The organism is Rhizobium sp. LCM 4573, from assembly GCF_001854865.1.
Classification (GTDB): domain Bacteria; phylum Pseudomonadota; class Alphaproteobacteria; order Rhizobiales; family Rhizobiaceae; genus Neorhizobium.
In genome coordinates this window covers 353,261-377,922 of record NZ_MDDW01000004.1, presented here as the reverse complement: position 1 = coordinate 377,922, position 24,662 = coordinate 353,261, and the positions used below count along the sequence as shown (strand labels likewise).

Below are 24,662 nucleotides of genomic sequence, written 5' to 3'. Positions count from 1 at the left end.
GCATTATTGCGGGCGAGGAAGAGCTGCTACGTCTCTAATCCCGCCTCACAACCGTCGACCATCGACGCCAAAAAGATGAAGCGATGAGAGATCGAAAACAAGCGGAATACTCTCCCCGATCCGTACTCCGCGCTGGCCATCCAGCATGAGCGTCAGGCTTTCACCGCTCTCCTTGCCGGCATAGACAACCGTCGAGCCTCCGAGGTGCTCGACAAGCTGAACAATCCAATTACCCAGTGAGACGCCACCTCCCGCAATACTCAAATGCTCCGGCCGCAAACCGAAGGAGAGAGGCGCGTCATCCTCTGTCGATAGAGGCCGGTCGAGAACGATTTCCTGCCCTGCGACTTCGATCGTACGGCGGAAGGGATCCTTCTCCGATAACCGGGCATCCAGGAAATTCATCTTCGGTGAGCCGATGAAACCGGCGACGAACTGGTTGGCGGGATTGTTGTAGAGGTCGAGCGGACGGCCGACCTGCATGATGCGGCCTTCGCGCAGAACGACGATCTTATCGGCCATGGTCATGGCCTCGACCTGATCATGGGTCACGTATATCATCGTGCTGCCAAGCGTCTGGTGGAGCTTGGCGATCTCGACTCGCATCTGCACGCGCAATTCTGCATCCAGATTGGAAAGAGGTTCGTCAAACAGGAAGATCCTCGGCTCACGCACGATGGCGCGTCCGATCGCGACAYGCTGGCGCTGGCCGCCGGACAAGGCCTTCGGCTTGCGGTCGAGGAGCGGTGCGATCTGCAGGGTCTCGGCCGCCCGGCGGACGCGTGCTTCGATCTCCTGCTTCCTGTAGCCGGCCGTCTCCAGGCCAAAAGCCAGGTTCTTGTAAACGCTCATGTGCGGGTAGAGCGCATAGGACTGGAACACCATGGCGATGCCGCGCTTGGAAGCAGCCGTTTCGTTGACCCTTTCGCCATCGATCCGCAGATCCCCACCGGAAATCTCCTCCAGTCCGGCGATCATGCGCAAGAGTGTGGACTTGCCGCAGCCCGATGGCCCGACGAAGACGACGAACTCGCCCGCCTCAATCTGCAGGTCGATCCCGTGAATGATCGTCAACGCCCCGAAACGCTTGACGATATTCTCGAGCGCTATGCTGCCTGCCATTGAATCCCCTCCATCCGGCTGCACATCTCATCAAGGCCGCCAGCTCGCATATTTCGGATGTCCCGCCGTAATCGGCAGCATCACATCCGTTCCTGTATCGTTCGAATGGTAGATGGCCGTTACCAGCTCCAGCGAGCGCCGGGCGTCGAGGCTGGTCACCGGCGGTCGCGCGCCGGTCTCCAAGGCCTGATGGTAGGCCTCCATCTGCCCGTTGAACCGGCGCCCGACCAGCGGTCGCTCGCTCAGCAGCTTGTCAATCTTGCCGCCGATTTCCGCATTTGCAGGAATGATCCGCCAAGGGCCGTCACCGGGCGAATAGGCTTCATGCGAGCTTTCGAAGGTGACGTTCTCAAACGCGATCCTGAGCCGGCTTATTTCTTCCTGCGAACCGAGCGTGGCGGTGGCCGAGACGAGGCCGCCATCCTGCATCAGGAGGCTCGCGGAAACGCAGTCCTCAACCTCGATCGCGTTCACCCGTGTCACGGTGCGGGCAAAGACCTTCTGAACCGGACCGAGCAGATAGGTTATCATGTCATGCAGATGGATGGCGTGGGTCATCAGCACGCCGCCGAGCTCGGTCGCCCAGCGTCCTCGCCAGGGATTGTCGTAGTAGACGGCATCCCGCTTCCAAAGCGTCTCGGCGGTTGCGACATAGAGCCTGCCGGCAATACCGCTTTCGATGATATGGCGGGCGCTCGCCACCCCGTCGCCATAGCGGTATTGAAAGATCGGCATGAGCATGCCTGCTGCCTTCTCCTCGGCGCGGATCACCTCGTCTACCTCGGCGAGCGAACCCGTGAGYGGCTTTTCGCAGACCACATGCTTGCCGGCGGCGAGTGCTTGCAAAATGAGCGCGGTATGGATCGCCGGAGGCGTGCAGATGTCGATGATGTCGAGATCCGGCATGGCGATCAGCTCATCCGAAGACCGGGTCCGGCGCGGAACGGCGAATTCGTCGGCCATGGCGTTCAGCCGCGCCTCATCAAGGTCGCAAAGCGCCACGACCTCGTATTTGTCGGGGTGGGGGAGATATCCCTCGACCATATGCAGCCGGCCGATGCCGCAGCCGATGATGCCAACCTTGTAGCGCTTAGCCATTGGCTTTGCCTTCGGCGAGCGCCTGCGCCTTCAAGGCGATCTCCATGGCGGCGAAGCAGCGGGCCTGCGGCATAGCCGTCTCCGTACGATCGCGAATATCGGAGAGGAGCTGTTGTCCATAGGGCAGCGGCGTATCGGAGCAGTCGATATAGCTGACGCCCTTGGCATCGGTCAAAAACAGGTGGTCGCCGCCCGGACGACCGGCAACATCGACATATTTCCTGAGCTCGATCATGCCCTCCGTGCCGGTGATGAACAGGCGCCCGTCGCCCCAGACAGGCAGGCCTTCCGGGGTGAACCAGTCGACCCGGATGAAGCCATTTGCACCTGCCGTCGCCAGATGGATATCGCCGCTGTCCTGGACGCCCGGCCATTGTTGATGCGCGCGGTTTGCTACCCGCGCCGAGAGGATTTCGGCGGTGTTGGAACCGGTGAAGAAGAGGAACTGCTCGCACTGGTGGGAGGCGATGTCCACCAGGATGCCGCCATAACGCTCCCGTTCGAAGAACCAGGAAGGGCGCGTCGACGGGCGCATGCGGTGAGGTCCGAAGCCTGCCGTCGAGACGACCTTGCCGATGACGCCGGCCGCGACCAGCTCGCCGGCCTTTACCGTGGCGCGGTTTTCGAAGTGCTCGGAATAAAGCACGGAGAAGATTCGTCCGGTCTCCGCCTGCACCTTTCTCAATTCGGCGAGTTGATCAAGCGTCACCATGCCGGGTTTGTCGACCATGACGTCCTTGCCGGCGCGCATGGCCGCAAGCGCAATGCCGGCCCGGTCGCCGGGAATGGTGGCGCTCACGATCAGATCGATCGTGGGGTCTTCGATCAGACGCCGCTCGTCAACGGCACGCGGCACTCCGGCATATTTGGCGGAAAATTCGGCGACGAGGTCGTTTTCTTTTGCATGGAAGCCGACGAATTCGGCGCCGGCGTTCAGAAGGCAGTTCACCTGGCCGTAGATATGATTGTGATTGATGCCGACGACGGCAAAGCGAACAGGTTTCATAGGCGGCACCTTGGTTATCAGCGCTTCATACCGGTGGTGGCAATACCCTCGATTAGAAGGCKCTGGAAAAAGAGGAAGAACAGAAAGACGGGGACGAGAGAGAGGTTGGACATGGCAAAGAGAGCCGTCCAGTCGGAGCTGCCGGTCGAATCCACGAAGGAGCGGAGGCCGAGCTGGACGGTATAGGTGTTGATATCGTTCAGATAGATGAGCGGCCCGAAGAAATCGTCCCAGGTCCAGATGAAGGAGAATATCGCGGCCGTCGCCAGCACCGGAAGCGACAGCGGCAGCATGATCTTCCAATAGATGCGGAAGGGGCTGCAGCCGTCCATCACCGCCGCCTCGTCGAGTTCGCGGGGGATGCCGCGGAAGAACTGCACCATCAGGAAGATGAAGAAGGCGTCGGTCGCCAAGTATTTCGGCACGATGAGCGGCAGCGAGGTGTTCACCCAGCCGAGTTCCAGGAAGAGGATGTATTGCGGAATAAGGACGACATGATAGGGCAGCATCAGCGTGCCGAGCATCAGCGCGAACCAGAAGTTCCGGCCTCTGAAGCGCAGACGGGCGAAAGCGAACGCTGCCAGCGAGCAGCCCACGACATTGCCGATGGTGGCCAGTACCGCGATGAAGAGCGAGTTCCAGAAGAATTGTCCGAAGCTCACCTGCAACCCGGTCCAGCCGCGGATATATCCGCCTAGATCCACCGAAGAGGGGATCAGCGAGGACGATCCGAACAGTTCCTCCTGCGGTCTCAGCGATCCGGATATCATCCAAAGGATCGGATAGAGCATGGCGAGCGAAAAGAGGACCAAGGCACCGTGCAGAAGAACGGAACGGACCGGTGAACGCCGGCCCGAAGATGGGCGCGAAGAGGTGACGGCATCAGTCATCGTAATGCACCCAATAGCGCGCGCTCAGGAACGAGAAGGCGGTGAATAGCGAGATGATGACGACGAGCACCCAGGCGAGCGCCGAGGCATAGCCCATGCGGAAGAAGCCGAAAGCCTCCTGATAGAGATAGAGCGTATAGAACAGCGTCGAATTGATCGGACCACCAGTGCCCTCGGAGATGATGAAGGCCGGCGTGAATGCCTTGAAGGCTTCGATCGTCTGGATCACGGCATTGAAGAAGATGACCGGCGTCAGCAGCGGCAGGGTGATGCGGAAGAACTGCCGCGCCTTGCTTGCGCCATCGATCTCGGCCGCTTCGTACATGTCGGCGGGAATCTGGCGGAGCCCCGCGAGGAAGATGATCATCGGCGAGCCGAATTGCCAGATCGACAGGATGACCAGGGTATAGAGCGAGTAGTTCGGGTTCGAGATCCAGCTCGGACCTTCATATCCGAAGAGCTGCCAGAGCGCCATGTTGACAAGCCCGTCGGCGGCGAAGAGCTGGCGCCAGAGAACCGCAATCGCGACGCTCGAGCCGAGTAGCGAGGGCAGATAGAAAATCGCGCGGTAGAGCGTCAGCCCCCTGATGCCGCGATTGAAGGCCATGGCGATCAGAAGCGCGAAGGCGAGCTTCAGGGGCACGGAAAGCAGGACGTAGAGGAAAGTGACCTTCATCGAGGCTGCGAACTTCGGATCGGCGGTGGCGATGCGCACGTAATTGGCGGCGCCCACCCAGTCCGGCGATTGCAGGAGGTCGTAATTGGTGAAGGAGAGATAAAGCGATGYGAGCGCCGGACCGAGCGTCAGGCCGAAGAAGCCGATCAGCCAAGGCAGCAGAAAAACATAGGCATGGATATTGCGATCGAAAATGCGTCGCATGCCTCCCTTTCTCGGGAGAGCCGCAGCACGGCTCTCCTCAACAAGGGTATGGGAGCGGAAGGCCATGAACCCTACTTCCGTTTGAGAACGGTTTCGGCTTCCTTGACGAGGCGTTCGCCGCCTTCCGCGGGCGTCAGGTTTCCGAAGGCCACTTCCTGACTGGTGCGGGTCAGCACGAAGGCGAGCTCGCCGGCGCCGGGCGGCGGGGCAGGCGGAAGGTCGCCGACCTCCGGAGTGATATCCGCAATGAACTTCACCATGCTCTGGCTGACTTCATCGAGCTTCGGGGTCAGCTGGTCGCGCATGGAGGCCGAGGCCGGAACGCCGCGCTCGACGCCGAGAATATCGATGCCCTTCGGATCGGCGACAAGGAAGTTGATGAAGCCGACCGCAGCCTCGATCCCCTGGCTTCCATTGGCGACACTCATCAGCATGGACGGCTTGAGGTAATGGCCCGACGGCRCATCCTTGCTGATCTTCGGATAGGAAGTGACAGAGAGTTTCGCCTTGTTGAGCGCCTGGTAGCCGACGAACTGGTTGGAATGGGCGAAGGCGGTCGCAGCCTTGCCGGTCGTCAGCGGGTTCGTCTCGATGTTCAGCTGATCGAGCGCCTGGACATCGGCGGGAACGCAGGCGCCGGCTTCACGCATCTTGCTCCACATGGTGAACCAATCTGCGGCGTCCTTCGGCTCGTAACCAAGGCCTCCGTCAGGCGTATAGAGCGATTTCTTATTCTGCCGCAACCAGTTCTCGAAGCTTGGTTCGAGGCCGCTGGAATCGGCCGTGGCGAAATAGCCGGGTTTCGGTTTGTTTTCGCTCATCTTGGTGGCGTTCTCGGCAAACTCCTCCCAGGTCTGGCCCATGGCTGGGGGAGTGGCGCCGGATTTTTCCCAGGCGGCGGCATCGAAGAATACAGCGCTCGAGTTGACGCCGAGATTGATGCCATAGAGCTTTCCGTCCACCCGGCCGGAATCGATGTTCATTTGGCCGAAGTCCTCGATCTGGAGGCCCTTGCCGAGATGATCGTCGAGAGGTGCAATCGCGCCGCGCCGGGCATATTCGAAGATGTAACGATAATCCATCTGGATCAGGTCCGGGGCATTGCGTCCCGCAACCTGTGTGGCGAGCCGCGGCCAGTAATCGCTCCAGCCGGCGAATTCCCCATCGATGGTAAGATCGGGCTTTACTTCCTTGTAGGCTGCGATGGCCTTGTTGGTGCGGTCGGCTCGTTCTTGAGAACCCCACCAGAGCATGCGCAGCCGGGCTGCCTGCGCTACCGCGGAACCGCCGCCGAGTGTGGCCAGCGAAAGGGCCGCCAAACCTCCGGAAAGCACGCTGCGCCTGTGTAACATCATGGACATTGGCAAACCCTCCCGTGTTGATGCCAATTGATGATGAGAGCAAACGACTATTGCCGTTTTATAACTATTTGGTTACATGGGAACATTGATCAACGTCATTGTCAAGCGGTCGCCGCAGGCAAGATCTAGGGCAAGAGCGAAGCTGTGTCGGGATGAGTGAAGCCGTCGGCAAGGAAGAATCGCGCCGGGTGAAGGCGACACAATCGCGCAATCCGGAGCGCACGCGCGCCGCCATTCTGGAAGCGGCGCGCCGGGAGGTGGCGGCCAAGGGATTGGCCGGTGCCCGGGTGGATGTCGTAGCGCGCCGGGCCGGCACCAACAAGCGGATGATCTATCACTATTTCGGTGACAAGGATGCGCTCTATCTCGCGGTTCTGGAGGACGCCTACCGGCATATCCGCCATGCGGAACATCGGCTCGATCTGACGAAGCGGGCACCCAGCGACGGTCTGCGGGAGCTGGCGCTCTTCACCTGGCACTATTTTCTGGATCATCCCGAGTTCCTGAGCATTCTGGCGACCGAAAATCTCAATCAGGCGCGCTATCTTCGCCGGTCGGAAGGCATATTGGAGCTGCATTCCAACTTCATTTCCGAGCTTGCGGACGTGCTTCGGCGCGGCGCGGAAAGCAGGGAGTTCCGTAGCGGGCTCGATCCGATCGACGTCTATCTGACGATCGCATCGCTGAGCTGTTTCTATCTTTCGAACCGGTTCACTCTGTCGACGATCTTCCAGCGCGATCTGGTCGCACCGGACGAACTCGACCGATGGGGTCAGCATATCGCCGATACGGTTCTGGCGAGCGTCAGGCCCCAATAAGCTTAAGTCTCAATCTATTGCGACATGCTGCCTGCCGCAGCGCCTGTTCCAGCTCAAGTCATTGCCGGACAGAGAGGGGCGAAATGGGCTTGACAGAAACCGCCTTTGCTATTCAGAAATAACCAAATGGTTACAAGATTGGGATGAGGTGACGTCGCTGAAGCTGGCCGTCTGGGGGAGGGGACCGATCAACGAGGCTGAAGCGGTCGTGGAGCGGTTCGGCCAGGTCTTTGAGTGATTTCGAGGGAGAGAGAAACGGCATGTCCAAGATTCACAAGCGAAAGCGCTACGTGCTGGTTGGCACAGGCAATCGCGGCACGACCATGTGGGGGCGCGACCTTCTGGCGGGATGGGACGAGTTCGTGGAGCTGGTCGGTATCTGCGATGTGAACCTGATGCGGGCGGAGCGCGCGCGCACGATGATCGGCTCATCCGCTCCGCTCTACGAGGACTTCGACCGCATGATGGCCGAGGTGAAGCCGGATCTCGCGATCGTCTGCACGCCGGACGACACGCATGACGACATCATCGTGCGAGCGCTGGAAGCCGGCGCCGACGTCATCAGCGAAAAGCCTATGGCGACCACGCCGGAAAAGATCGCCCGCATCCGCGAGGCGGAGGCCCGCACAGGGCGCCGTGTCGACGTGTCCTTCAATTATCGCTTCTCGCCGACGGCTGCCCGCATCAAGGAACTGATCGACGAGGGTGCGATCGGCAAGGTTACCTCGGTAGATTTTCACTGGTATCTCGACAATCAGCACGGTGCCGACTACTTCCGCCGTTGGCACGCCTTCACGAACCGCTCAGGCAGCCTGTTCGTACATAAGGCCACCCATCACTTCGATCTGCTCAACTGGTTCCTGGATTCAGATCCGGTGGAGGTGAAGGGCTTCGGCCAATTGTTGCATTACGGCCGCAACGGCCCGTTCCGCGGAGAGCGCTGTCGCACCTGCCCGCACAAGGGGGAATGCGATTACTATTTCGACCTCTCGGACGATCCCTTCCTCGATACGCTCTACGAGGAACCATCCGAAGTGGACGGCTATTTTCGTGACGCCTGCGTCTTCCGCGAGGAGATCGACATTCCAGATACGATGACGGCCTCGATCCGCTATGCCAGCGGCGTGCAGGTTTCCTATTCGCTCAACACCTATATGCCGATCGAGGGCCACCATATCGCGTTCAACGGTCATCGTGGCCGCATCGAGATGCGGCAATATGAAAAGCAGCCCTGGACCGAACCGCCGGCGGACGAAATCCTGCTGGTCAAGAGTTTCGGTGGCAGCGTGGAGCGCATCTGGGTGCCGCACGAGCCCGGCGGGCACTATGGCGGCGACAACCGCATGCGCGACATGATCTTCAAGCCGGGGTCGAACGATCGGTTGCGCCAGCGTGCGGGTTCGCGCGCGGGCGCCATGTCCGTGCTTTGCGGCGTCGCGGCTCTGGAAAGTTCGCTGAGGGGTGGAGCAACGCAGGTGCAGCCGTTGCCGGCGTGAGAAATGCCTGGACCAATTGATTGGTCCTGGGCCGCGATCAGCCATTACGGCGATCTGGCAGGCGGCAGCACCTGCATGGCAAGCCGCATCAATTCAGCCTGTCGGGAGACGCCGGTCTTTGAGAAGATGCTGGCGAGATGCGTCTTCGCAGTGCTCGGGGCGATATCGAGACACTGCCCGGCTTCGGCAAGCGTCTGCCCGGAGAGAAGGCTCACGAGAAGACGCTTTTCCGCCCGGGTGAGTTGGAATGTCCTGGCAATCGTATCGGCAGCAGTTCCTTCATCCGGCGGCGTGCCGATGAAGATCGCGGCAACGGCGTCCGGCCGCATGTCCCTGCGCCGGTCGCTGCCGGCCATCGGCAGCACATGGGCGACGATCGGCTGTTCGCTGGGTGCATTGAGGTGTACGGCAAGGCCGGTCGCGCCGATTGCCGTCTCATCTTCCGCCGCCAGCTTTATCGCGGTTCTGAGTTCCCGCGAAGCGGCAGGATTGCGCGCTCTCAAAACGCCGCCGATATCCTGCAGGGTATTGCCCTTGCGCAGCATCTTCTCGGCCGTGCGGTTCGGATAAAGAATGGCTCCGTTTCTGTCGGTGAGCACGACGCCGCAATCGAGAGCATCGAGCGCTCCGGCGAGATGATTGTTCTCGATTTCCTTGGCCTCGAGAACCCGGCTGATCGTTACCGCGCGCCTCAGATGCGGCAGCAGGAGTGTTGCGAGCTCGATTTCCCGTTCGGTGGCGATGCCGTAGCTTTGATGATGCATGACGACGAGTTCGGAAACATGCGTGGGCGTCTGCATCAGGAAAATATGCATGACGTCCGCGATCCCGAGCGGCGCCAGCACTTCCTTCATGTAGGCGGAGTTGGCCAAGTGTTGTTGCGACAGGTGGCGGGAGGCGATGAAAGGCGTGTCGAGCGAAGGCGATACCGCCAGCCATTCCGAAAGCCGCGCATGGATTTCCGCCAGATGCCGGTCGCGGCGCTGCCGCCATTCCGGGGTCCATCCGACGCTCTTGTCGATCAGGAGACGGTCGGTGCGTAAATCGTTGAGTGAAAGAATGACCGATTCTCCCTGGAACACGTCCTTGATGGCAGCGATCGTCGCTTCCCATCGGGATGGGTCGAGGGTGCAGTCGTAAATCATTCCGATCAGTTCGGAGAATTGATGCTCGGGCAGTCGGCTGCTCATGATCGGCCTCCATCCCTGCCCCTCTGCTCTTGCTCAGGTTGCTGCGAGGGCCGGATAACTCCGTAATTTCTCCTCCAAACGGCTGATGCGCAAGTGTGAGACCCATGGTTGGCTTGCGGTGCCCGGCAGGACCCGGCGGGGGACAGCCGAAAATGCGGGTAAGGCCGGGTCCTCGGACACCGTGGAGGAGGCGTCATGTCAATCGCGCCATCGAGCGCCATGTTTCAGTTTCTGTTCGCCTATGCGCTCGTCATGGTGACGCCGGGCTCGATCATGCTGGCGACCGGCAGCCTGGCGGCGCTTCACGGGATCGCCCGGACCCTGCCTTTCATCCTCGGCATCGGTGCCGGGACGGGCGGCGTGGTGGCATTATTGGGATTGGCGAGCGGAAGCCTGTTTTCCGCCCTGTCTCCAATGCTTCTGCAGCAGGCGGGCGCGGTCGTGCTTTTATGCATGGCGGCAGCCATGATCAGGATGCCTCTTTACCCGGCAAGCCGGTCGTGTGAATGCAGGGGATCGCGCACATTGGTCGTTGCCGGCGCCATGACCGCCATGTCGTCGCCGTTTACGCCTGCCTTYGCGGCGAGCATGTTTGCCGGCCCCTGGTTCGAACTGCGCACACCCGCCATGGTTTTCATGCTGGCGCTCGTCATCTGTCTCGCCAATCTCACCTGGTATTTCCTGGTTGCAACGATCCTTTCACGTCCGCCGGCCCGAGCGGCCATATTGCGCCGCCAAGGCCTTTTCCGTGTCGCTGCGGCGGGCTTCCTCTGCCTCTTTGCGGTTTCCTCGATCATGAACTCCCTGGAAATCCGGCCTGGTTTCTGATCGCGTCGGTTGCCCGGTGCGGAAAATCCCAAATACGCTCTGGATGGTTTCGATATTTTGCAGCATCATGCAAAATACGAAAACATCGAAACGATAATGAAAGTCCGGCATGTATCTCACGCATCGGCAGATGGAGATCCTCGAACTCGCAAAGACCAGCGGCCGTGTCGTCGTTGAGGATCTTGCCGTCCGGTTCTCCGTGACGCCGCAAACGATCCGCAAGGATCTCAACGAGATGTGCGAAGGGCAGGTTCTCAACCGCATCCATGGGGGCGCCGTTTTCCCGAGCGGCAYGGAGAACATGCAATACGAGGCGCGCCGGCAGATTGCCGCGCCGGAAAAGCAGGCGATCGGTGCTGCGGCAGCCGGTCTGATCCCCAACAACACGTCGCTCTTCATCAATATCGGCACGACCACGGAAGCGGTGGGGGAGGCTCTCGCCAATCATCACGAGATGATGGTCATCACCAATAACATCAATGTGGCCAACCGCTTGCGGCCGGTGCCGTCGATCGAAGTGGTCATTACCGGCGGGGTGGTTCGAGGCTCGGACGGCGGCATCGTCGGGGAAGCAGCGGTCGATTTCATCCGCCAGTTCAAAGTCGATTATGCGGTGATCGGCGTCTCGGCGATCGACACGGACGGATCGCTCCTGGATTTCGATTTCCGCGAGGTGAAGGTCGCACAGGCCATCATCGCCAATGCGCGGCATGTCATCCTCGTGGCCGATTCCACCAAGTTCGAAAGGACCGCTCCGGTCCGCATAGGTCGTATTTCACAGGTCAACACCTTCATCACGGACCACTGTCCGGTCACCTCCATAAGACGTGTTTGCGCTGAGAGTAACGTCGCCTTGATCGAAACAGGCAAAGTTCACGAGGCGTAGTTCGAAGGTTCGATTGACATTCATATTCTTTCGTTTCTAATGGATGTCAGTTTCGCTTTCGCACCCGGCTGGTGCGAAGGGAGGGATTGTGGCGTCTTCGGTTTACGATATCTTCGTTATTGGCGGTGGCATCAACGGCTGCGGGATAGCCCGCGACGCCGCGGGACGCGGCTATGCCGTCGCTCTAGCGGAAATGAACGATTTCGCGTCCGGAACTTCGTCCGGAGCCACCAAGCTCATTCACGGCGGCTTGCGCTATCTGGAACATTATGAATTCCGCCTGGTGCGTGAGGCCTTGATGGAGCGGGAGGTGCTCTGGGCCATGGCGCCGCACGTGATCTGGCCGCTGCGTTTCGTGCTGCCCTATCAGAAAGGCGGCATCCGGCCTGCATGGCTGATCCGGCTCGGGCTTTTCCTTTACGAYCACCTTGGCGGCCGCAAGCTGCTGCCTGCGACGAGCACGCTCGATCTGCGGCGCGATCCGGCCGGCCGGCCTTTGAAGCCCGTCTTCGGCAAGGCATTCGAATATTCCGACGGCTGGGTGGATGATGCGCGCATGGTGGTGCTGAATGCCCGCGATGCGGCCGACCGCGGCGCAACGGTGCTCACGCGCAGCAAGGTCGTTTCCGCGCGCCGTGAAGGCGGTCTCTGGTCGATCTCGGTAAAGGACACCGCGAGTGGCGCGGTCAACGTCCATCAGGCGCGCATGCTGGTCAATGCTTCCGGTCCGTGGGTCGATCAGGTTCTAGCGGGCACTTTCGGCCGCAATGGCGTTCACAATGTGCGGCTCGTCCAGGGCAGCCATATCGTCGTGCGCCGGAAATTCGACGATCCGCGCGCCTATTTCTTCCAGAACCCGGATAACCGCATCATCTTTGCCATTCCTTACGAGCGGGAATTCACCCTCATCGGCACGACTGACCGCGACTATGTCGGGGACCCAAAGGATGCGAAGATCAGCGGGGAGGAAATCCGTTATCTCTGCGATGCGGCGAGCGAGTATTTCTCCGAACCGGTGAAGCCGGAGGATATCGTCTGGAGCTATTCCGCAGTCCGCCCCCTTTATGACGACGGAGCCTCGAAGGCGCAGGAGGCGACCCGTGATTATGTCCTGAAGCTCGACGAGGGCGAAGGCGCTCCGTTGCTCAACGTCTTCGGGGGAAAGCTCACGACCTATCGCCGGCTGGCGGAACATGCGCTGGAGCGGGTCGCCGAGGCGATTGGCGCAAAGGGAGCCCCATGGACGGCAACGAGCCGGCTGCCTGGCGGCGAATTTCCGGTTGATGGCTATCCCGCGCAGGTAAGATCGTTGCGGGCGTCATACCCATTCGTCGAGGAGACCCATGCAGAGCGTCTCGTCCGCTKTTACGGCGCGAGGGCCGCGGACATCCTCGGTTCGGCGACGACAAATACAGCGCTCGGCCGCTATTTTGGTGGTACGCTTTACGAGGCCGAAGTGCTCTGRCTCATGAAAAACGAATGGGCGCAGACGGCGGAGGATGTCCTCTGGCGTCGCACCAAGCAGGGATTGTTCCTGTCGGCGGAGGAGGCCGCGGGATTGGAGGAATACATGGCGGGGGTTCGGCGCGCCGCCTGAGGCGTTCCCATCTCCATGCAGAGCCGAGGGTTGGAGGAGGCCCGAGGAATCAATGCTCGAACTGCGTAACGTCTCGAAGATGGTGGGTGGCGAATACCATATTCGCCCGACCGATCTGATATTGCGGCACGGAACGCTGAACGTTCTGCTCGGGCCGACGCTTTCCGGAAAGACGTCGCTCATGCGGCTGATGGCTGGCCTGGACAAGCCGACCAACGGCTCGATCTTCTTCGATGGCGAGGATGTGACCGGCGTGCCGGTACAAAAGCGCAACATCGCGATGGTCTACCAGCAGTTCATCAACTACCCGGCTCTGACGATCTACGAGAACATCGCCTCGCCAATGCGCATCGCCGGCAAGGATGCCGCAACCCTCGATCGGGAGGTGAGAAAGGCCGCGGACCTCCTGCGGCTGACGCCTTATCTCGACCGCACTCCTCTCAACCTTTCCGGCGGTCAACAGCAGCGGACAGCGCTAGCCCGCGCACTCGTCAAGAATGCCAATCTGGTATTGCTCGACGAGCCGCTCGCCAATCTCGACTACAAGCTTCGGGAGGAGTTGCGCGAAGAGCTGCCGAAGATCTTCGCGGCATCCGGCGCAATCTTCGTCTATGCGACGACCGAGCCTTCGGAAGCGCTTCTCCTCGGCGGCAATACAGCGACCTTGAGCGAAGGCCGGGTGACGCAGTTCAGCGAGACGATCCGGGTCTATCGCGAACCCATCGATCTCATCACCGCCCGGACCTTTTCCGATCCGCCGCTTAACACGATCGACCTTGTTCGATCGGGGGACCGGTTCCTCCTCGACGAGCGGATCGCCATTCCGGTGCCAGGGCATCTCCAGGGTATTCCGGAGGGGCCGGTTACCGTGGCGATCCAACCGCACCATCTCTTTCTCAAGCCCGATGCCGGAGCGACGACACGGCTATCCGCGCGCACGCTCGTCTCGGAGATCGCCGGTTCGGAAAGCTTCATCCATCTCGATTTTGCGGGGGCGCGATGGGTCATGCTGACACCCGGCATCCAAAACATCGATCCGGACCAACCGATCGACGTCCATATCGATACGTCGCATCTGATGGCATTCGACCAACAGACGGGGCGTTCGCTGGCGCTCGCGCGGCAGGAGTAGGGGCGGTCATGGCACGCATCAACCTCGAACATATCCGCCATGYCTACAGCGCGAAGGCCGCCGCGGCGGGGGATTATGCTCTCAAGGAGGTTCACCACGAATGGGACGATGGCGGCGCCTATGCGCTGCTTGGCCCTTCCGGCTGCGGCAAGACGACCCTTCTCAACATCATTTCCGGGCTTCTGCAGCCCTCGGAGGGGCGCATCCTGTTCAACGGTGCCGACGTCACCGGTCTTTCGACGCAGGAGCGCAATATCGCGCAAGTCTTCCAGTTTCCCGTCGTCTACGACACCATGTCCGTGTTCGACAATCTCGCCTTCCCGCTTCGCAACCGCCATGTTCCCGAGGCGCAGGTGAAGCAGCGCGTCGCCGAAATTCTCGAAATGACCGATCTTGCGGGAATGGCGGGACGGCGGGCGCAAAGACTGACCGCCGACCAGAAGCAGAAGATCTCGCTTGGCCGCGGGCTGGTGCGGGCGGATGTCAACGCCATCCTTTTCGACGAGCCGCTGACGGTCATCGATCCGCATATGAAATGGGTGCTGCGCTCGCAGCTCAAGCGGCTGCATCGGCAATCCGGCTTCACCATGGTCTATGTCACGCATGACCAGACGGAGGCGCTCACCTTCGCCGACAAGGTCGTCGTCATGCATGACGGGCAGATCGTTCAGATCGGCACACCGGCGGAACTGTTCGAGCGACCTCGCCATACCTTTGTCGGCTATTTCATCGGCTCGCCGGGGATGAACCTGATGCCCGTCGCCATCGAAGGAACGAGGGCCAGCGTGGGAGATCAGGCCATACCGCTCTCGGGAGTTCCGAAGATCAACGGCGCCAGCAGGCTGGAGCTCGGAATCCGGCCGGAATTCGTCGAACTTGACAGTGTGGGCATGCCGGTCACCATCAACAAGGTCGAGGATATCGGACGGCAGAAGATCGTGCGTGCCACCTTCTGCGGCCACGCGCTGTCGATCGTCATTCCGGAAGGTCGGACAATACCAGCCGAGCCGCGCGTGACGTTCAGGCGCGACGCGATCGGAATCTTCGCCGATTCCTGGCGGGTGGGAATGGAGAGCTGAGATGGACAAGACCTGGAACAACAAGGCCTGGTTCATGGTGCTGCCGGTGCTGCTGCTGGTGGCCTTCTCGGCGGTGATCCCGCTGATGACGGTCGTCAACTACTCGGTGCAGGATACGTTCGGAAACAACGAGTTCTTCTGGGCGGGGACCGATTGGTTTACCGATGTCCTGGAATCCGACCGCTTCTGGGATGCGCTCGTTCGCAATCTCATCTTCTCCCTCGTCATCCTGCTGATCGAGGTGCCGCTCGGAATCCTGATTGCTCTCAACATGCCGAAAAGGGGCTGGGGGGTCCCTGTTTGCCTGGTGCTGATGGCATTGCCGCTGCTCATCCCATGGAACGTCGTCGGCACCATCTGGCAAGTCTTCGGCCGTGTCGACATCGGGCTCCTTGGCCGCACGATGAACAATCTCGGCTTCGACTACAACTACACGCAGGATGCGTCCGATGCCTGGGCGACGATCATCGTCATGGATGTCTGGCACTGGACGAGCCTCGTGGTGCTGCTGTGCTATGCCGGCCTCGTCTCCATCCCGGACGCCTACTATCAGGCGGCCAAGATCGACGGAGCTTCGCGCTGGTCGGTGTTCCGCTTCATCCAGTTGCCTAAAATGAAGAGGGTGCTGCTGATCGCCGTGCTGCTTCGGTTCATGGACAGTTTCATGATCTACACCGAACCCTTCGTCGTCACCGGCGGCGGGCCGGGCAACTCGACCACCTTCCTCTCCATCGATCTCGTGAAGATGGCGGTCGKGCAATTCGATCTCGGGCCGGCGGCGGCGATGTCGATCGTCTATTTCCTGATCATCCTGCTGCTGTCATGGGTGTTCTACACCGTCATGACGCAGGGCGATGCCGAGAGAGGCTGAGGAGGGGGATGAACATGGAAACCCGCAGCCGCTTCGGCTTCCTGATCCCGACGATCTACATTCTCTTCCTGATCCTGCCGATCTATTGGCTCATCAACATGAGCTTCAAGGAGAATTCGGAAATCCTCGGCGCATTCTCGCTCTGGCCGCAGAACCCCACGCTCCGGAACTACCGGGTGATCTTCACCGATCCCTCCTGGTATAACGGCTATATCAATTCCATCATCTACGTGGTGATGAACACGGTCATCTCGGTTCTGGCGGCCCTGCCGGCAGCCTATGCCTTCTCTCGCTACCGCTTTCTTGGCGACAAGCACCTGTTCTTCTGGCTGCTCACCAACCGCATGGCGCCGCCCGCGGTTTTCGCTCTGCCTTTCTTTCAGCTCTATTCCGCCTTCGGGCTGATCGATACCCATATCGCGGTCGCGATCGCCCATTGCCTGTTCAATGTGCCGCTGGCCGTCTGGATATTGGAAGGCTTCATGTCTGGCGTGCCGAAGGAGATCGACGAGACGGCCTATATCGATGGCTATTCCTTCCCGAGGTTCTTCGTGAAGATCTTCATGCCACTGATTGCCTCCGGAATCGGGGTGGCGGCTTTCTTCTGCTTTATGTTCTCCTGGGTGGAACTCCTCATCGCCCGCACGCTGACGACCACCGACGCCAAGCCGATCTCCGCAACCATGACGCGGACGGTCTCCGCTTCCGGGCTCGACTGGGGGGTGCTGGCCGCAGCCGGCGTGCTCACCATCATTCCCGGTGCGCTGGTGATCTATTTCGTCCGCAACTACATCGCCAAGGGTTTCGCCCTGGGGAGGGTGTAATGGCCACTATACCCAATCGCAACAGGCGCTGGCCCATTGCCCTTGCGGCAGTTCTTCTCGTCTACGGCCTTGCCGCCGCAGCGCTTGCCATCTCACTGCCGGTCGAGGACGGCGAGCGGGACTGGTTCGCGCCGCTGGTGCCCGGCGGATGGATGGCATGGTCGTTTCCGACGGCCATGTTCTTCCTCACCATATTCGCGCTGCTCGCGCTGATGGGTGTCTGGGAATATGCGAGGCCCGGCGGAGCGCCGCGCATAGGCATATTGCGCTTCGAGACGACGCGCGGCGACCGGCTGTTCGTGTCGCTGCTCGGGGCGGCATTCATTCATCTCGCATGGCTGGGCCTGGGAGGGCCCAGCCTGTGGTGGGCTCTCGCCCTGTCGGTGGTCTACGCGATCGGCGTATTCCGCTTCGTATGAGGCAAAGCCAATGCGGCTGCCGGAACCGCTCCGGCAGCCGGCTTAAAGAAATGCACTCGCAAACTGGGAGGTTAGCTATGCGACGGCATCTTATGACAACGACGGCAGCCATGCTGCTGGCAATGACCGGCTCGGCCTTCGCCGGCATGGAGGAGGCCAAGCAGTTCCTGGATAAGGAAGTCGGCGATATGTCGGCGCTTTCCCGCGCCGAACAGGAACAGGAAATGCAATGGTTCATCGACGCCGCCAAGCCCCTAGCGGGCATGGACATCAAGGTTGTTTCGGAAACCATTACCACGCATGAATACGAATCCAAGGTGCTGGCGCCGGCCTTTACGGCTATCACCGGTATCCGGATAACGCACGATCTCATCGGCGAAGGCGATGTGGTCGAGAAGCTGCAGACGCAGATGCAGTCCGGTGAGAACGTCTACGACGCCTATGTCAACGATTCCGACCTGATAGGCACGCATTGGCGCTACCAGCAGGCACGCAGCCTGACGGACTGGATGGCGAACGAGGGCAAGGACGTGACCAATCCCGGCCTGGATCTTCAGGACTTCATCGGCCTGAAGTTCAYGACCGCACCGGATGGAGACCTCTACCAGCTTCCCGACCAGCAGTTCGCGAACCTCTACTGGTTCCGTTACGACTGGTTCAACGACGAGAAGAACAAGGCGGATTTCAAGGCGAAGTACGGCTACGACCTCGGCGTGCCGGTCAACTGGTCGGCTTACGAGGACATCGCCGAATTCTTTACCGGACGCGAGATCGACGGCAAGAAGGTCTATGGGCACATGGACTACGGCAAGAAGGACCCGTCGCTCGGCTGGCGTTTCACCGATGCCTGGCTGTCGATGGCCGGCAATGGCGATAAGGGCCTGCCGAATGGCTTGCCCGTCGACGAGTGGGGCATCAAGGTGGATGAGAAGTCGCGTCCCGTCGGCTCCTGCGTGGCGCGGGGCGGCGACACGAACGGTCCCRCTTCCGTCTATGCGATCCAGAAATATCTCGACTGGATGAAAGCCTATGCGCCGGCCTCGGCCCAGGGCATGACCTTCTCCGAATCCGGTCCGGTTCCGGCCCAGGGCGAAATCGCCCAGCAGATGTTCATGTACACGGCCTTCACCGCGGACATGGTCAAGGAGGGGCTTCCGGTCGTCAACGAGGACAACACGCCGAAGTGGCGCTTTGCGCCGTCGCCCCACGGGGTTTACTGGAAGGACGGCATGAAGCTCGGCTATCAGGATGTGGGTTCATGGACGATCCTGAAATCGACGCCCGTGGACCGTGCCAAGGCGGCCTGGCTCTACGCCCAGTTCGTCACGTCGAAGACCGTGGATGTGAAGAAGAGCCATGTCGGGCTGACGCTCATCCGCGAAAGCACGATCCGGCATCAAAGCTTCACCGACCGGGCGCCGAAGCTCGGCGGCCTGATCGAGTTCTATCGCTCGCCGGCGCGCGTCCAATGGTCGCCGACCGGAACCAACGTGCCGGATTATCCAAAACTCGCTCAGCTTTGGTGGCAGGCGATCGGCGACGCATCATCGGGGGCGAAAACCCCTCAGGAGGCCATGGACTCGCTCTGCGAAGAGCAGGAAAAGGTCCTTCAGCGCCTCGAACGGGCGGGCGTCCAGGGTGATATCGGACCGAAGCTCGCGGAAGAGCATGATCTTGAATACTGGAACAAGGATGCCGTGGCGAAAGGCAATCTGGCGCCGCAGCTCAAGATCGAGAACGAAAAGGAAAAGCCGATCACGGTCAATTACGACGAGCTGGTGAAGAGCTGGCAGTCGAACTGATGTGATGGAAAGGCCGGGAATAGGTTTCCCGGCCTTTCCATCTGCGGTCGGGACTGGCTGCCGCCAACCCGTTAATGCGCATGCGCTCCGCCGGGCCGGGCGACTTCTTTCAAGCCCATGCCGGCGGCAGCGGTCTCGGCGAGTGCCGCGTCGCCTATGGAAACGACGCCGGTCAACCGCTTCTCCTGGCTGACCACCGGAAGGCGCCGGACCTGGATATCGCCCATGTTATGCGCGACCTCGTCGACATCCTCGTCCTCGAAGCAGTATTTGACGTCGCGGGACATCACTTCGCGCACCTTCGTCTCGCCTCCGAGACCATCGGCGACGGCACGGATGACAATGTCGCGGTCGGTGATCGTTCCAACCAGGCGATCATCCTCTCCCACCGGCAAGAACCCGATTTCCCGATCCGCCATTATCCGGGCGATTTCGGCAATCGTCTGCTGAGGGTTCGCGATCTGGACATCGCGGGACATGATTTCCGAAACTTTCATGGCTGACACCTCCCTTGTTGAATTGTCGAGCATGCCTTCAATGTTATTGAACTTCGAATGTTCCGGTGAGTGACGCCTCGGAAAGCGCGTGCTTGCGGGCCTCCTTCCACATTATCTCTATCCCGGCGGCATCCGGCACGGTGAGCTTCGGCACGTCGAGCGCTGCAAGCCGGAAGTGATAGTGATGGATGCCATGGCCTTTGGGCGGCTGCGGCCCGTCGTAACGGGCGTTGCCGAAATCGTTCCTGGAAAAACGAGGGCCTCCGCCCGGAGCGGTATCGGCGCTCTCCGGCAGCTCACTCCAGTTCGGCGGGATGTTGAACACGCCGCAATGGCGAAAAGTACCGCTCGGTGCGTCCGGATCCTCGATGACGAGGGCGAAGCTTTTCACCTCGGCCGGTGCGCCGCTCCATTTGAGGGGGGGCATGAGGTTTCTGCCGAGACGCGTGTATTTCTCCGGTATCTGCGCATCTTCCGCGAATGCCGGACTAATCAGAGTGAGACCCATCTTTCTCTCCCTGGCTTGTAGAATTCAGTGCAGTTTTTCCGGATCGGGCCAGAGCGCCTGTACGTCCTGCGGTAGGGCAGCCCGAACTTTGCGGACTTCGCCCGGATCGATGTAATGGGAGAGCACCCGGAATACGGAGCGTACCGCCTCCTTTGTATCCACCGGACGGGAGAAGGAAAGTTCCTCGTTCACCTGAGAAAGAAATTCATCCAGCGATCGCGAGCGGGTCGGCTGTTTGGAGGGTTCGTAGCGGTCGTAATAAGCGCCTCGCACCAAGAGCGGCAATTGTGCCGACAGGTGGGCGGCGAGATCGGGTTGCAGCCTGTCCCGCAGTGTATGCAGCACGGCACCCAGCATGTGCCAGGCAAGTTGGCGGTCCGGTCCGTGATCCTCCATGAGATCGTCCAGCCAGGTATTGGTGATCTGCAGGGTTTTGTCGAAGACTTGAATACCCGTAGCACTCATGACTCACCTCCATCACGATGTTTTACCCGTCGAACTACCTTTTCAGGGCATGGTTCCTTGGCGTTTTTGTTTTGCCGAAGGCTTAGTCGCGGGTGATCTCCTCCGGTCCCCTTTCTTCGATGAAGATGCCCCAGGCAGCTATGAAGAGAGCGGTGACGAGCGGCCCGATGACGAAGCCGTTTATGCCCAGTAGTGATATGCCGCCGATCGTCGAGATCAGTACGAGATAGTCCGGAAGCCTGGTCTCCTTGCCGACCAACGGGGGTCTCAGAAGGTTGTCGACAAGGCCGATGACGAAGATGCCGACGAACACCAGAATGGCGGCTTTGATCCAGGAAACGGCCAAAGCGAGATAAAGCGCGGCGGGAACCCATACGAGTGCTGCTCCGACAGCCGGAAGCAAGGAGAGGAAAGTCATCAGCACGCCCCATAGCAGGGCCGGCTCGATGCCGAGGGTCCAGAAGGCGAGCCCACCGATCATGCCCTGTATGACCGCGATGATGATATTGCCTCTGATCGTGGCGCGAATAACAGAGGTGAACCTCGAGGCGAACTGCCGGGTATGCTTTTCGCTCAAGGGAACGGCGCGCCTGATGGTGCGGGCGAGAAAACGACCGTCGCGGAAAAAGAAAAAGAGCATGTAAAGCATCACCCCGAAGGTGACGAAGAACTGCAACGTGTTCTGGCCGATCGTCAGAACACGCCCGGCGAAGAAGCGCCCGCCCTGCATGAAGGCCGAGGAAAGCCGCTCCTGCAGGGCGGCAAAACCATTCACCTGCAGCGAATGAAGCCATTCGCGAACGAACAGGGGCAGGATCTCTTCTGCTTGCCGGAGCAGGTTGCCCAGATCGATCTCGCCGCTGCTGACGCGCTGATAAAGGCTATTTCCCTCCTGGATCAGCGAACTCAGAATCGCCAGTCCCGGAATGATGACGAGGCAGAGGCACATGAGCACGGAGAGCGCCGCGGCGGCATTCCGATGTTCGCCGAGGTAGTTTTCGATCCGCGCATGGACCGGAAAGAAGATGATCGCCAGCACGATAGCCCAGAAAACAGCGGAGTAGAAGGGCAAGATGACAGCAATGAAGGCGATCGTCACCAGAATGAGGAGGACATAGAAGCTGATATGCTGCACGGGCATTCCGATGCCTCCGATCGCGAAACGCTCGGATAACGGCATAATTCAACGATGCGTTCCGGCCGCTTGGCGGAAGTCAATTTCGAGGGACCGCTGTGCTGCCGCGGATCTTCAGTGTGGTGGGCAATACTACGGGATCCCGCCAGCCGTTCTCGCTGCCTGCCAATATCTTCAGAAGCAGTGTCATTGCCGTGCGGCCGATTTCGGTGCGCGGCTGGCTGACAGTCGTCAGCGGCGGATAGAAAGCCTTGCTCAAGTAGAGATCGTCAAAGCCCACGACGGAGACATCTTCGGGCACGTTGTGGCCCAATCTACGCAACTCGTGCACGGCGCCGTAGGCCATCTCGTCATTGGCGACGAAAATTGCCGTGGGTGGTTCGAGTAGCTCGAAAAGTCTGCGGCAGCATTCCTGCCCGCTTCCCAGGAGGTAATCGCCGCGCACCTCGTAGCCCTCGGGGATCCTCAGACCAGACTCGCGCATCGCCTGCCGATAGCCTTCTCTGCGGTGAACGCTCAGGATCTCGGGAACGGGGCCGGTGATGTGCGCAATCCGCGTGTGGCCGAGCGTGATGAGATGTTCGACCGCCTCGCGCGCGGCGGCAACATTGTCGATCTGGACATGGGGAAAGCTTGAGTCGCCAACGAGTTCAAGTGCGACGACCACCGGAAGGTCGGCCCGGAAACGCATCGTCTCCTCGCTTGCGGAGGGCAATTTTCCGGTCATCAGGATCATGCCGTCGGCATGCCCGTCACGCAGCATGTTGAAATATTCGGCCTCGCGGGAGGCATCGTTCTCGGTATTTCCCATCAATACCGCGTAGCCGGCCTCGCGCGCTGTCGCTTCGACCCCCTTCAGGATGTCCAGATAGAACGGATTGCCGACATCCCGAACGACGAGGAGTACGGCCTGGGATTTACGGGTGCGGAGATTACGGGCACTGACATTCGGACGGTAATCCATCTGGCGCGCCAGTTCGTGAATGCGCCTGCGGGTCTCCTCGGTCACCAGATCGCTATCGCTGAGCGCCCGGGAAACCGTGGCGACGGAGACGCCCGCCAGTTCTGCAATGTCCTTGATCTTCGGTCGATCGCCCATGTGAACCCGCCTGTCAGGCCATGAAATGTCTGATGAGCAACGCCGCCCGATCACCGCATCATGTTCCGACTTAGCGGGATAGCCGATGTGAGGAAAAAATGAAAATCGAATAGAGCGTCCAGGCGATTCTCTCGAGGATTTTGCAAGAGCGCCCGCTGGCTGCCTCTTGGGCGGCTTCATATTGACACTTCTTGTATACAGGCCTTACCTTGAAGCCGGGAAAGAGGAGGAAGGTCGCGGTCATGCGTGTACGTTTGATCGATGTAGGTGCTGCTTTAAATTTCGAAGGAGTGGCGGAGGCTTCGGAGAGTGCGGACCCGGATGTTCGTGCTCCAACAAGCTCCGGAAAGAGATAGAATGTATACAATAGCGAGAAACCTGCCGTCATAACGGGCAGTGCCATCGTGAAATAGCATTGAATAAGCTCGGCGCAGGAGGTCGCCGGGCGTAAGAGGCGCCACTTAAGCTCAGGGAGGAGCAGAAATGGTAACGAGAAGAGGGTTGATGGCAGCTGGCATTGCGCTTGCCGGCTTCGTGGCTTTACCGGCARTGGCCCAGGAAACCGTCAAGATCGRCTTGATTCTGCCGATGACAGGTCCCTTCGCTTCGACCGGGCGACAGGTGGACGCCGGTGTCAAAGCCTATATGTCGCTGAAGGGCGATACGGTCGCGGGTAAGAAGATCGAAGTGGTGTTGCGGGATGATGCCGGCGTCGCGGATCAGACGCGGCGCATCGCACAGGAACTCGTGGTCAATGAAGGCGTGAAGATGCTGATGGGCTTCGGACTGACGCCGCTTGCCATGTCCGTTTCACCTGTCATCAATCAGGCCAAGATCCCYGCGATCATCACCTCAGCCACGACGTCGGCGATCATGCCGCAGTCCGAATACTACGTGCGGACAAGCATGGCTGGGCCGCAATCGGCCGTGCCGGTCGCCACCTGGGCCGCTCAGAACGGCCTGAAACGCGTGGTGACGCTGGTTTCCGATTACGGTCCCGGCATCGATATCGAGAAGGGCTTCACCGATCAGTTCAAGAAAGAAGGCGGGGAAATCGTGGAGGCCGTGCGCGTGCCGCTCCAGAACCCGGATTTTGCCCCCTTCCTTCAGCGTGTGCGCGATTCCAAGCCGGATGCGGTCTTCGTTTTCGTTCCCTCGGGCGTCGGCTCGCTGTTCATGAAGCAGTTCGTCGATCGCGGCCTGGCGGAGGCCGGCATCAAGCTGATCGCTACCGGTGACGTGACTGACGATGACCTTCTGAACGGGATCGGTCCTGCCRCCAAGGGCGTCATCACCGGACATTTCTACTCGGCCAATCACCAGAGCCCAGAAAACGAGGCTTTCGTGTCGGAAGTCCGCAAGACCAACAATATGCGTCCCAATTTCATGTCGGTCGGCGGCTATGATGCCATGCATCTGGCTTATGCCGCTCTGGAGAAGACCGGTGGGGATACCGATGGCACGAAGCTGATGGAAGYCATGAAAGGCATGGAGTGGATAAGCCCACGGGGACCGATCGCGATCGATCCGGCCACGCGCGATATCGTGCAGGACATCTACATGCGCGAAGTGAAGGAAGTGGATGGCGAACTCTACAATGTCGAGTTCGCGACGTATCCCAAGATTCGCGATCCGAATGTCGTTGCCAAATGAGACGGT

General features: G+C 60.2%; 24 protein-coding genes. 12 read left to right on the top strand and 12 right to left on the bottom strand.

The window, feature by feature from the left end:
- Positions 1 to 45 precede the first annotated feature (45 nt).
- The 6 genes from LCM4573_RS10790 to LCM4573_RS10765 all read right to left on the bottom strand — a co-directional run bounded on the left by LCM4573_RS10790 (position 46) and on the right by LCM4573_RS10765 (position 6,357).
- Positions 46 to 1,122, bottom strand: a complete 1,077-nt coding sequence (locus LCM4573_RS10790) for an ABC transporter ATP-binding protein (protein ID WP_071006262.1) — start codon at positions 1,120 to 1,122, stop codon at positions 46 to 48.
- Positions 1,123 to 1,152: 30 nt separating this feature from the next.
- The gene (locus tag LCM4573_RS10785) at positions 1,153 to 2,220 is read right to left on the bottom strand and encodes a Gfo/Idh/MocA family protein (protein WP_071006261.1); all 1,068 of its coding nucleotides are present in this window, start codon (positions 2,218 to 2,220) and stop codon (positions 1,153 to 1,155) included.
- Complete coding sequence (locus LCM4573_RS10780) at positions 2,213 to 3,226, bottom strand: Gfo/Idh/MocA family protein (RefSeq protein ID WP_071006260.1); 1,014 nt, start codon at positions 3,224 to 3,226, stop codon at positions 2,213 to 2,215. Before LCM4573_RS10780 ends, LCM4573_RS10785 begins: the two co-directional genes overlap by 8 nt.
- A 17-nt stretch (positions 3,227 to 3,243) precedes the next feature.
- Positions 3,244 to 4,116 carry a carbohydrate ABC transporter permease gene (locus LCM4573_RS10775; RefSeq protein ID WP_071006259.1) on the bottom strand — a complete coding sequence of 291 codons (873 nt, stop codon included), beginning with the start codon at positions 4,114 to 4,116 and terminating at the stop codon, positions 3,244 to 3,246.
- Complete coding sequence (locus tag LCM4573_RS10770) at positions 4,109 to 4,996, bottom strand: carbohydrate ABC transporter permease (RefSeq protein ID WP_116285421.1); 888 nt, start codon at positions 4,994 to 4,996, stop codon at positions 4,109 to 4,111. The genes LCM4573_RS10775 and LCM4573_RS10770 overlap by 8 nt, the downstream gene beginning before the upstream one ends.
- A 71-nt stretch (positions 4,997 to 5,067) precedes the next feature.
- Positions 5,068 to 6,357: an ABC transporter substrate-binding protein gene (locus tag LCM4573_RS10765; protein WP_071006257.1), complete on the bottom strand. Its 1,290-nt coding sequence runs from the start codon at positions 6,355 to 6,357 to the stop codon at positions 5,068 to 5,070.
- A gap of 152 nt (positions 6,358 to 6,509) precedes the next feature.
- Here LCM4573_RS10765 and LCM4573_RS10760 point away from each other — a divergent pair, with 152 nt between their 5' ends.
- Positions 6,510 to 7,175: a TetR/AcrR family transcriptional regulator gene (locus LCM4573_RS10760; protein ID WP_071006256.1), complete on the top strand. Its 666-nt coding sequence runs from the start codon at positions 6,510 to 6,512 to the stop codon at positions 7,173 to 7,175.
- Positions 7,176 to 7,435: 260 nt separating this feature from the next.
- Complete coding sequence (locus LCM4573_RS10755; protein WP_071006255.1) at positions 7,436 to 8,671, top strand: Gfo/Idh/MocA family protein; 1,236 nt, start codon at positions 7,436 to 7,438, stop codon at positions 8,669 to 8,671.
- A gap of 44 nt (positions 8,672 to 8,715) precedes the next feature.
- On the opposite strand, the gene LCM4573_RS10750 is transcribed toward LCM4573_RS10755, so the two are convergent.
- Positions 8,716 to 9,861, bottom strand: a complete 1,146-nt coding sequence (locus tag LCM4573_RS10750; protein ID WP_071006254.1) for a helix-turn-helix transcriptional regulator — start codon at positions 9,859 to 9,861, stop codon at positions 8,716 to 8,718.
- 195 nt (positions 9,862 to 10,056) lie between these two features.
- On the opposite strand from LCM4573_RS10750, the gene LCM4573_RS10745 reads away from it, so the two are divergent.
- The 9 genes from LCM4573_RS10745 (at position 10,057) to LCM4573_RS10705 (ending at position 19,299) form a co-directional block, all read left to right on the top strand.
- The gene (locus LCM4573_RS10745) at positions 10,057 to 10,689 is read left to right on the top strand and encodes a LysE family translocator (RefSeq protein ID WP_071006253.1); all 633 of its coding nucleotides are present in this window, start codon (positions 10,057 to 10,059) and stop codon (positions 10,687 to 10,689) included.
- A gap of 109 nt (positions 10,690 to 10,798) precedes the next feature.
- Positions 10,799 to 11,575 (top strand): DeoR/GlpR family DNA-binding transcription regulator, encoded by a 777-nt coding sequence (locus LCM4573_RS10740; RefSeq protein ID WP_071006252.1) that lies wholly within the window; start codon positions 10,799 to 10,801, stop codon positions 11,573 to 11,575.
- 43 nt (positions 11,576 to 11,618) lie between these two features.
- The gene (gene glpD / locus LCM4573_RS10735; RefSeq protein WP_071006251.1) at positions 11,619 to 13,172 is read left to right on the top strand and encodes a glycerol-3-phosphate dehydrogenase; all 1,554 of its coding nucleotides are present in this window, start codon (positions 11,619 to 11,621) and stop codon (positions 13,170 to 13,172) included.
- Positions 13,173 to 13,224: 52 nt separating this feature from the next.
- A complete protein-coding gene (locus LCM4573_RS10730) occupies positions 13,225 to 14,304 on the top strand; it encodes an ABC transporter ATP-binding protein (RefSeq protein ID WP_071006250.1) in 1,080 nt (359 codons plus the stop codon).
- 8 nt (positions 14,305 to 14,312) lie between these two features.
- A complete protein-coding gene (locus LCM4573_RS10725; protein ID WP_071006249.1) occupies positions 14,313 to 15,383 on the top strand; it encodes an ABC transporter ATP-binding protein in 1,071 nt (356 codons plus the stop codon).
- Position 15,384: 1 nt separating this feature from the next.
- Positions 15,385 to 16,254 (top strand): carbohydrate ABC transporter permease, encoded by an 870-nt coding sequence (locus tag LCM4573_RS10720; RefSeq protein ID WP_071006248.1) that lies wholly within the window; start codon positions 15,385 to 15,387, stop codon positions 16,252 to 16,254.
- 8 nt (positions 16,255 to 16,262) lie between these two features.
- Positions 16,263 to 17,078 carry a carbohydrate ABC transporter permease gene (locus LCM4573_RS10715; protein WP_071006247.1) on the top strand — a complete coding sequence of 272 codons (816 nt, stop codon included), beginning with the start codon at positions 16,263 to 16,265 and terminating at the stop codon, positions 17,076 to 17,078.
- Complete coding sequence (locus tag LCM4573_RS27210; protein ID WP_083347391.1) at positions 17,078 to 17,497, top strand: DUF2160 domain-containing protein; 420 nt, start codon at positions 17,078 to 17,080, stop codon at positions 17,495 to 17,497. The genes LCM4573_RS10715 and LCM4573_RS27210 overlap by 1 nt, the downstream gene beginning before the upstream one ends.
- Positions 17,498 to 17,574: 77 nt before the next feature.
- A complete protein-coding gene (locus LCM4573_RS10705; RefSeq protein WP_071006246.1) occupies positions 17,575 to 19,299 on the top strand; it encodes an ABC transporter substrate-binding protein in 1,725 nt (574 codons plus the stop codon).
- Positions 19,300 to 19,370: 71 nt separating this feature from the next.
- On the opposite strand, the gene LCM4573_RS10700 is transcribed toward LCM4573_RS10705, so the two are convergent.
- The 5 genes from LCM4573_RS10700 to LCM4573_RS10680 all read right to left on the bottom strand — a co-directional run bounded on the left by LCM4573_RS10700 (position 19,371) and on the right by LCM4573_RS10680 (position 23,003).
- Positions 19,371 to 19,796 (bottom strand): CBS domain-containing protein, encoded by a 426-nt coding sequence (locus tag LCM4573_RS10700; protein WP_071006245.1) that lies wholly within the window; start codon positions 19,794 to 19,796, stop codon positions 19,371 to 19,373.
- 43 nt (positions 19,797 to 19,839) lie between these two features.
- Positions 19,840 to 20,304 (bottom strand): YbhB/YbcL family Raf kinase inhibitor-like protein, encoded by a 465-nt coding sequence (locus LCM4573_RS10695; protein ID WP_071006244.1) that lies wholly within the window; start codon positions 20,302 to 20,304, stop codon positions 19,840 to 19,842.
- 24 nt (positions 20,305 to 20,328) lie between these two features.
- The gene (locus LCM4573_RS10690; protein ID WP_071006243.1) at positions 20,329 to 20,769 is read right to left on the bottom strand and encodes a DUF2267 domain-containing protein; all 441 of its coding nucleotides are present in this window, start codon (positions 20,767 to 20,769) and stop codon (positions 20,329 to 20,331) included.
- Positions 20,770 to 20,851: 82 nt separating this feature from the next.
- A complete protein-coding gene (locus tag LCM4573_RS10685) occupies positions 20,852 to 21,910 on the bottom strand; it encodes an AI-2E family transporter (protein WP_071006296.1) in 1,059 nt (352 codons plus the stop codon).
- A gap of 73 nt (positions 21,911 to 21,983) precedes the next feature.
- The gene (locus LCM4573_RS10680; RefSeq protein WP_071006242.1) at positions 21,984 to 23,003 is read right to left on the bottom strand and encodes a LacI family DNA-binding transcriptional regulator; all 1,020 of its coding nucleotides are present in this window, start codon (positions 23,001 to 23,003) and stop codon (positions 21,984 to 21,986) included.
- A 483-nt stretch (positions 23,004 to 23,486) separates the two neighbouring features.
- Here LCM4573_RS10680 and LCM4573_RS10675 point away from each other — a divergent pair, with 483 nt between their 5' ends.
- The gene (locus LCM4573_RS10675) at positions 23,487 to 24,656 is read left to right on the top strand and encodes an ABC transporter substrate-binding protein (protein WP_071006241.1); all 1,170 of its coding nucleotides are present in this window, start codon (positions 23,487 to 23,489) and stop codon (positions 24,654 to 24,656) included.
- The last annotated feature ends 6 nt before the right edge of the window (positions 24,657 to 24,662 follow it).

What these genes read in the sequence shown, in the direction of transcription:
- LCM4573_RS10780 (WP_071006260.1), bottom strand. Translation starts at nt 3,226, where the DNA reads ATGAAACCTGTTCGCTTTGCCGTCGTCGGCATCAATCACAATCATATC.
- LCM4573_RS10760 (WP_071006256.1), top strand. Translation starts at nt 6,510, where the DNA reads ATGAGTGAAGCCGTCGGCAAGGAAGAATCGCGCCGGGTGAAGGCGACA.
- LCM4573_RS10755 (WP_071006255.1), top strand. Translation starts at nt 7,436, where the DNA reads ATGTCCAAGATTCACAAGCGAAAGCGCTACGTGCTGGTTGGCACAGGC.
- LCM4573_RS10750 (WP_071006254.1), bottom strand. Translation starts at nt 9,861, where the DNA reads ATGAGCAGCCGACTGCCCGAGCATCAATTCTCCGAACTGATCGGAATG.
- LCM4573_RS10730 (WP_071006250.1), top strand. Translation starts at nt 13,225, where the DNA reads ATGCTCGAACTGCGTAACGTCTCGAAGATGGTGGGTGGCGAATACCAT.
- LCM4573_RS10715 (WP_071006247.1), top strand. Translation starts at nt 16,263, where the DNA reads ATGAACATGGAAACCCGCAGCCGCTTCGGCTTCCTGATCCCGACGATC.
- LCM4573_RS27210 (WP_083347391.1), top strand. Translation starts at nt 17,078, where the DNA reads ATGGCCACTATACCCAATCGCAACAGGCGCTGGCCCATTGCCCTTGCG.
- LCM4573_RS10700 (WP_071006245.1), bottom strand. Translation starts at nt 19,796, where the DNA reads ATGAAAGTTTCGGAAATCATGTCCCGCGATGTCCAGATCGCGAACCCT.
- LCM4573_RS10695 (WP_071006244.1), bottom strand. Translation starts at nt 20,304, where the DNA reads ATGGGTCTCACTCTGATTAGTCCGGCATTCGCGGAAGATGCGCAGATA.
- LCM4573_RS10690 (WP_071006243.1), bottom strand. Translation starts at nt 20,769, where the DNA reads ATGAGTGCTACGGGTATTCAAGTCTTCGACAAAACCCTGCAGATCACC.
- LCM4573_RS10685 (WP_071006296.1), bottom strand. Translation starts at nt 21,910, where the DNA reads ATGCCCGTGCAGCATATCAGCTTCTATGTCCTCCTCATTCTGGTGACG.
- LCM4573_RS10680 (WP_071006242.1), bottom strand. Translation starts at nt 23,003, where the DNA reads ATGGGCGATCGACCGAAGATCAAGGACATTGCAGAACTGGCGGGCGTC.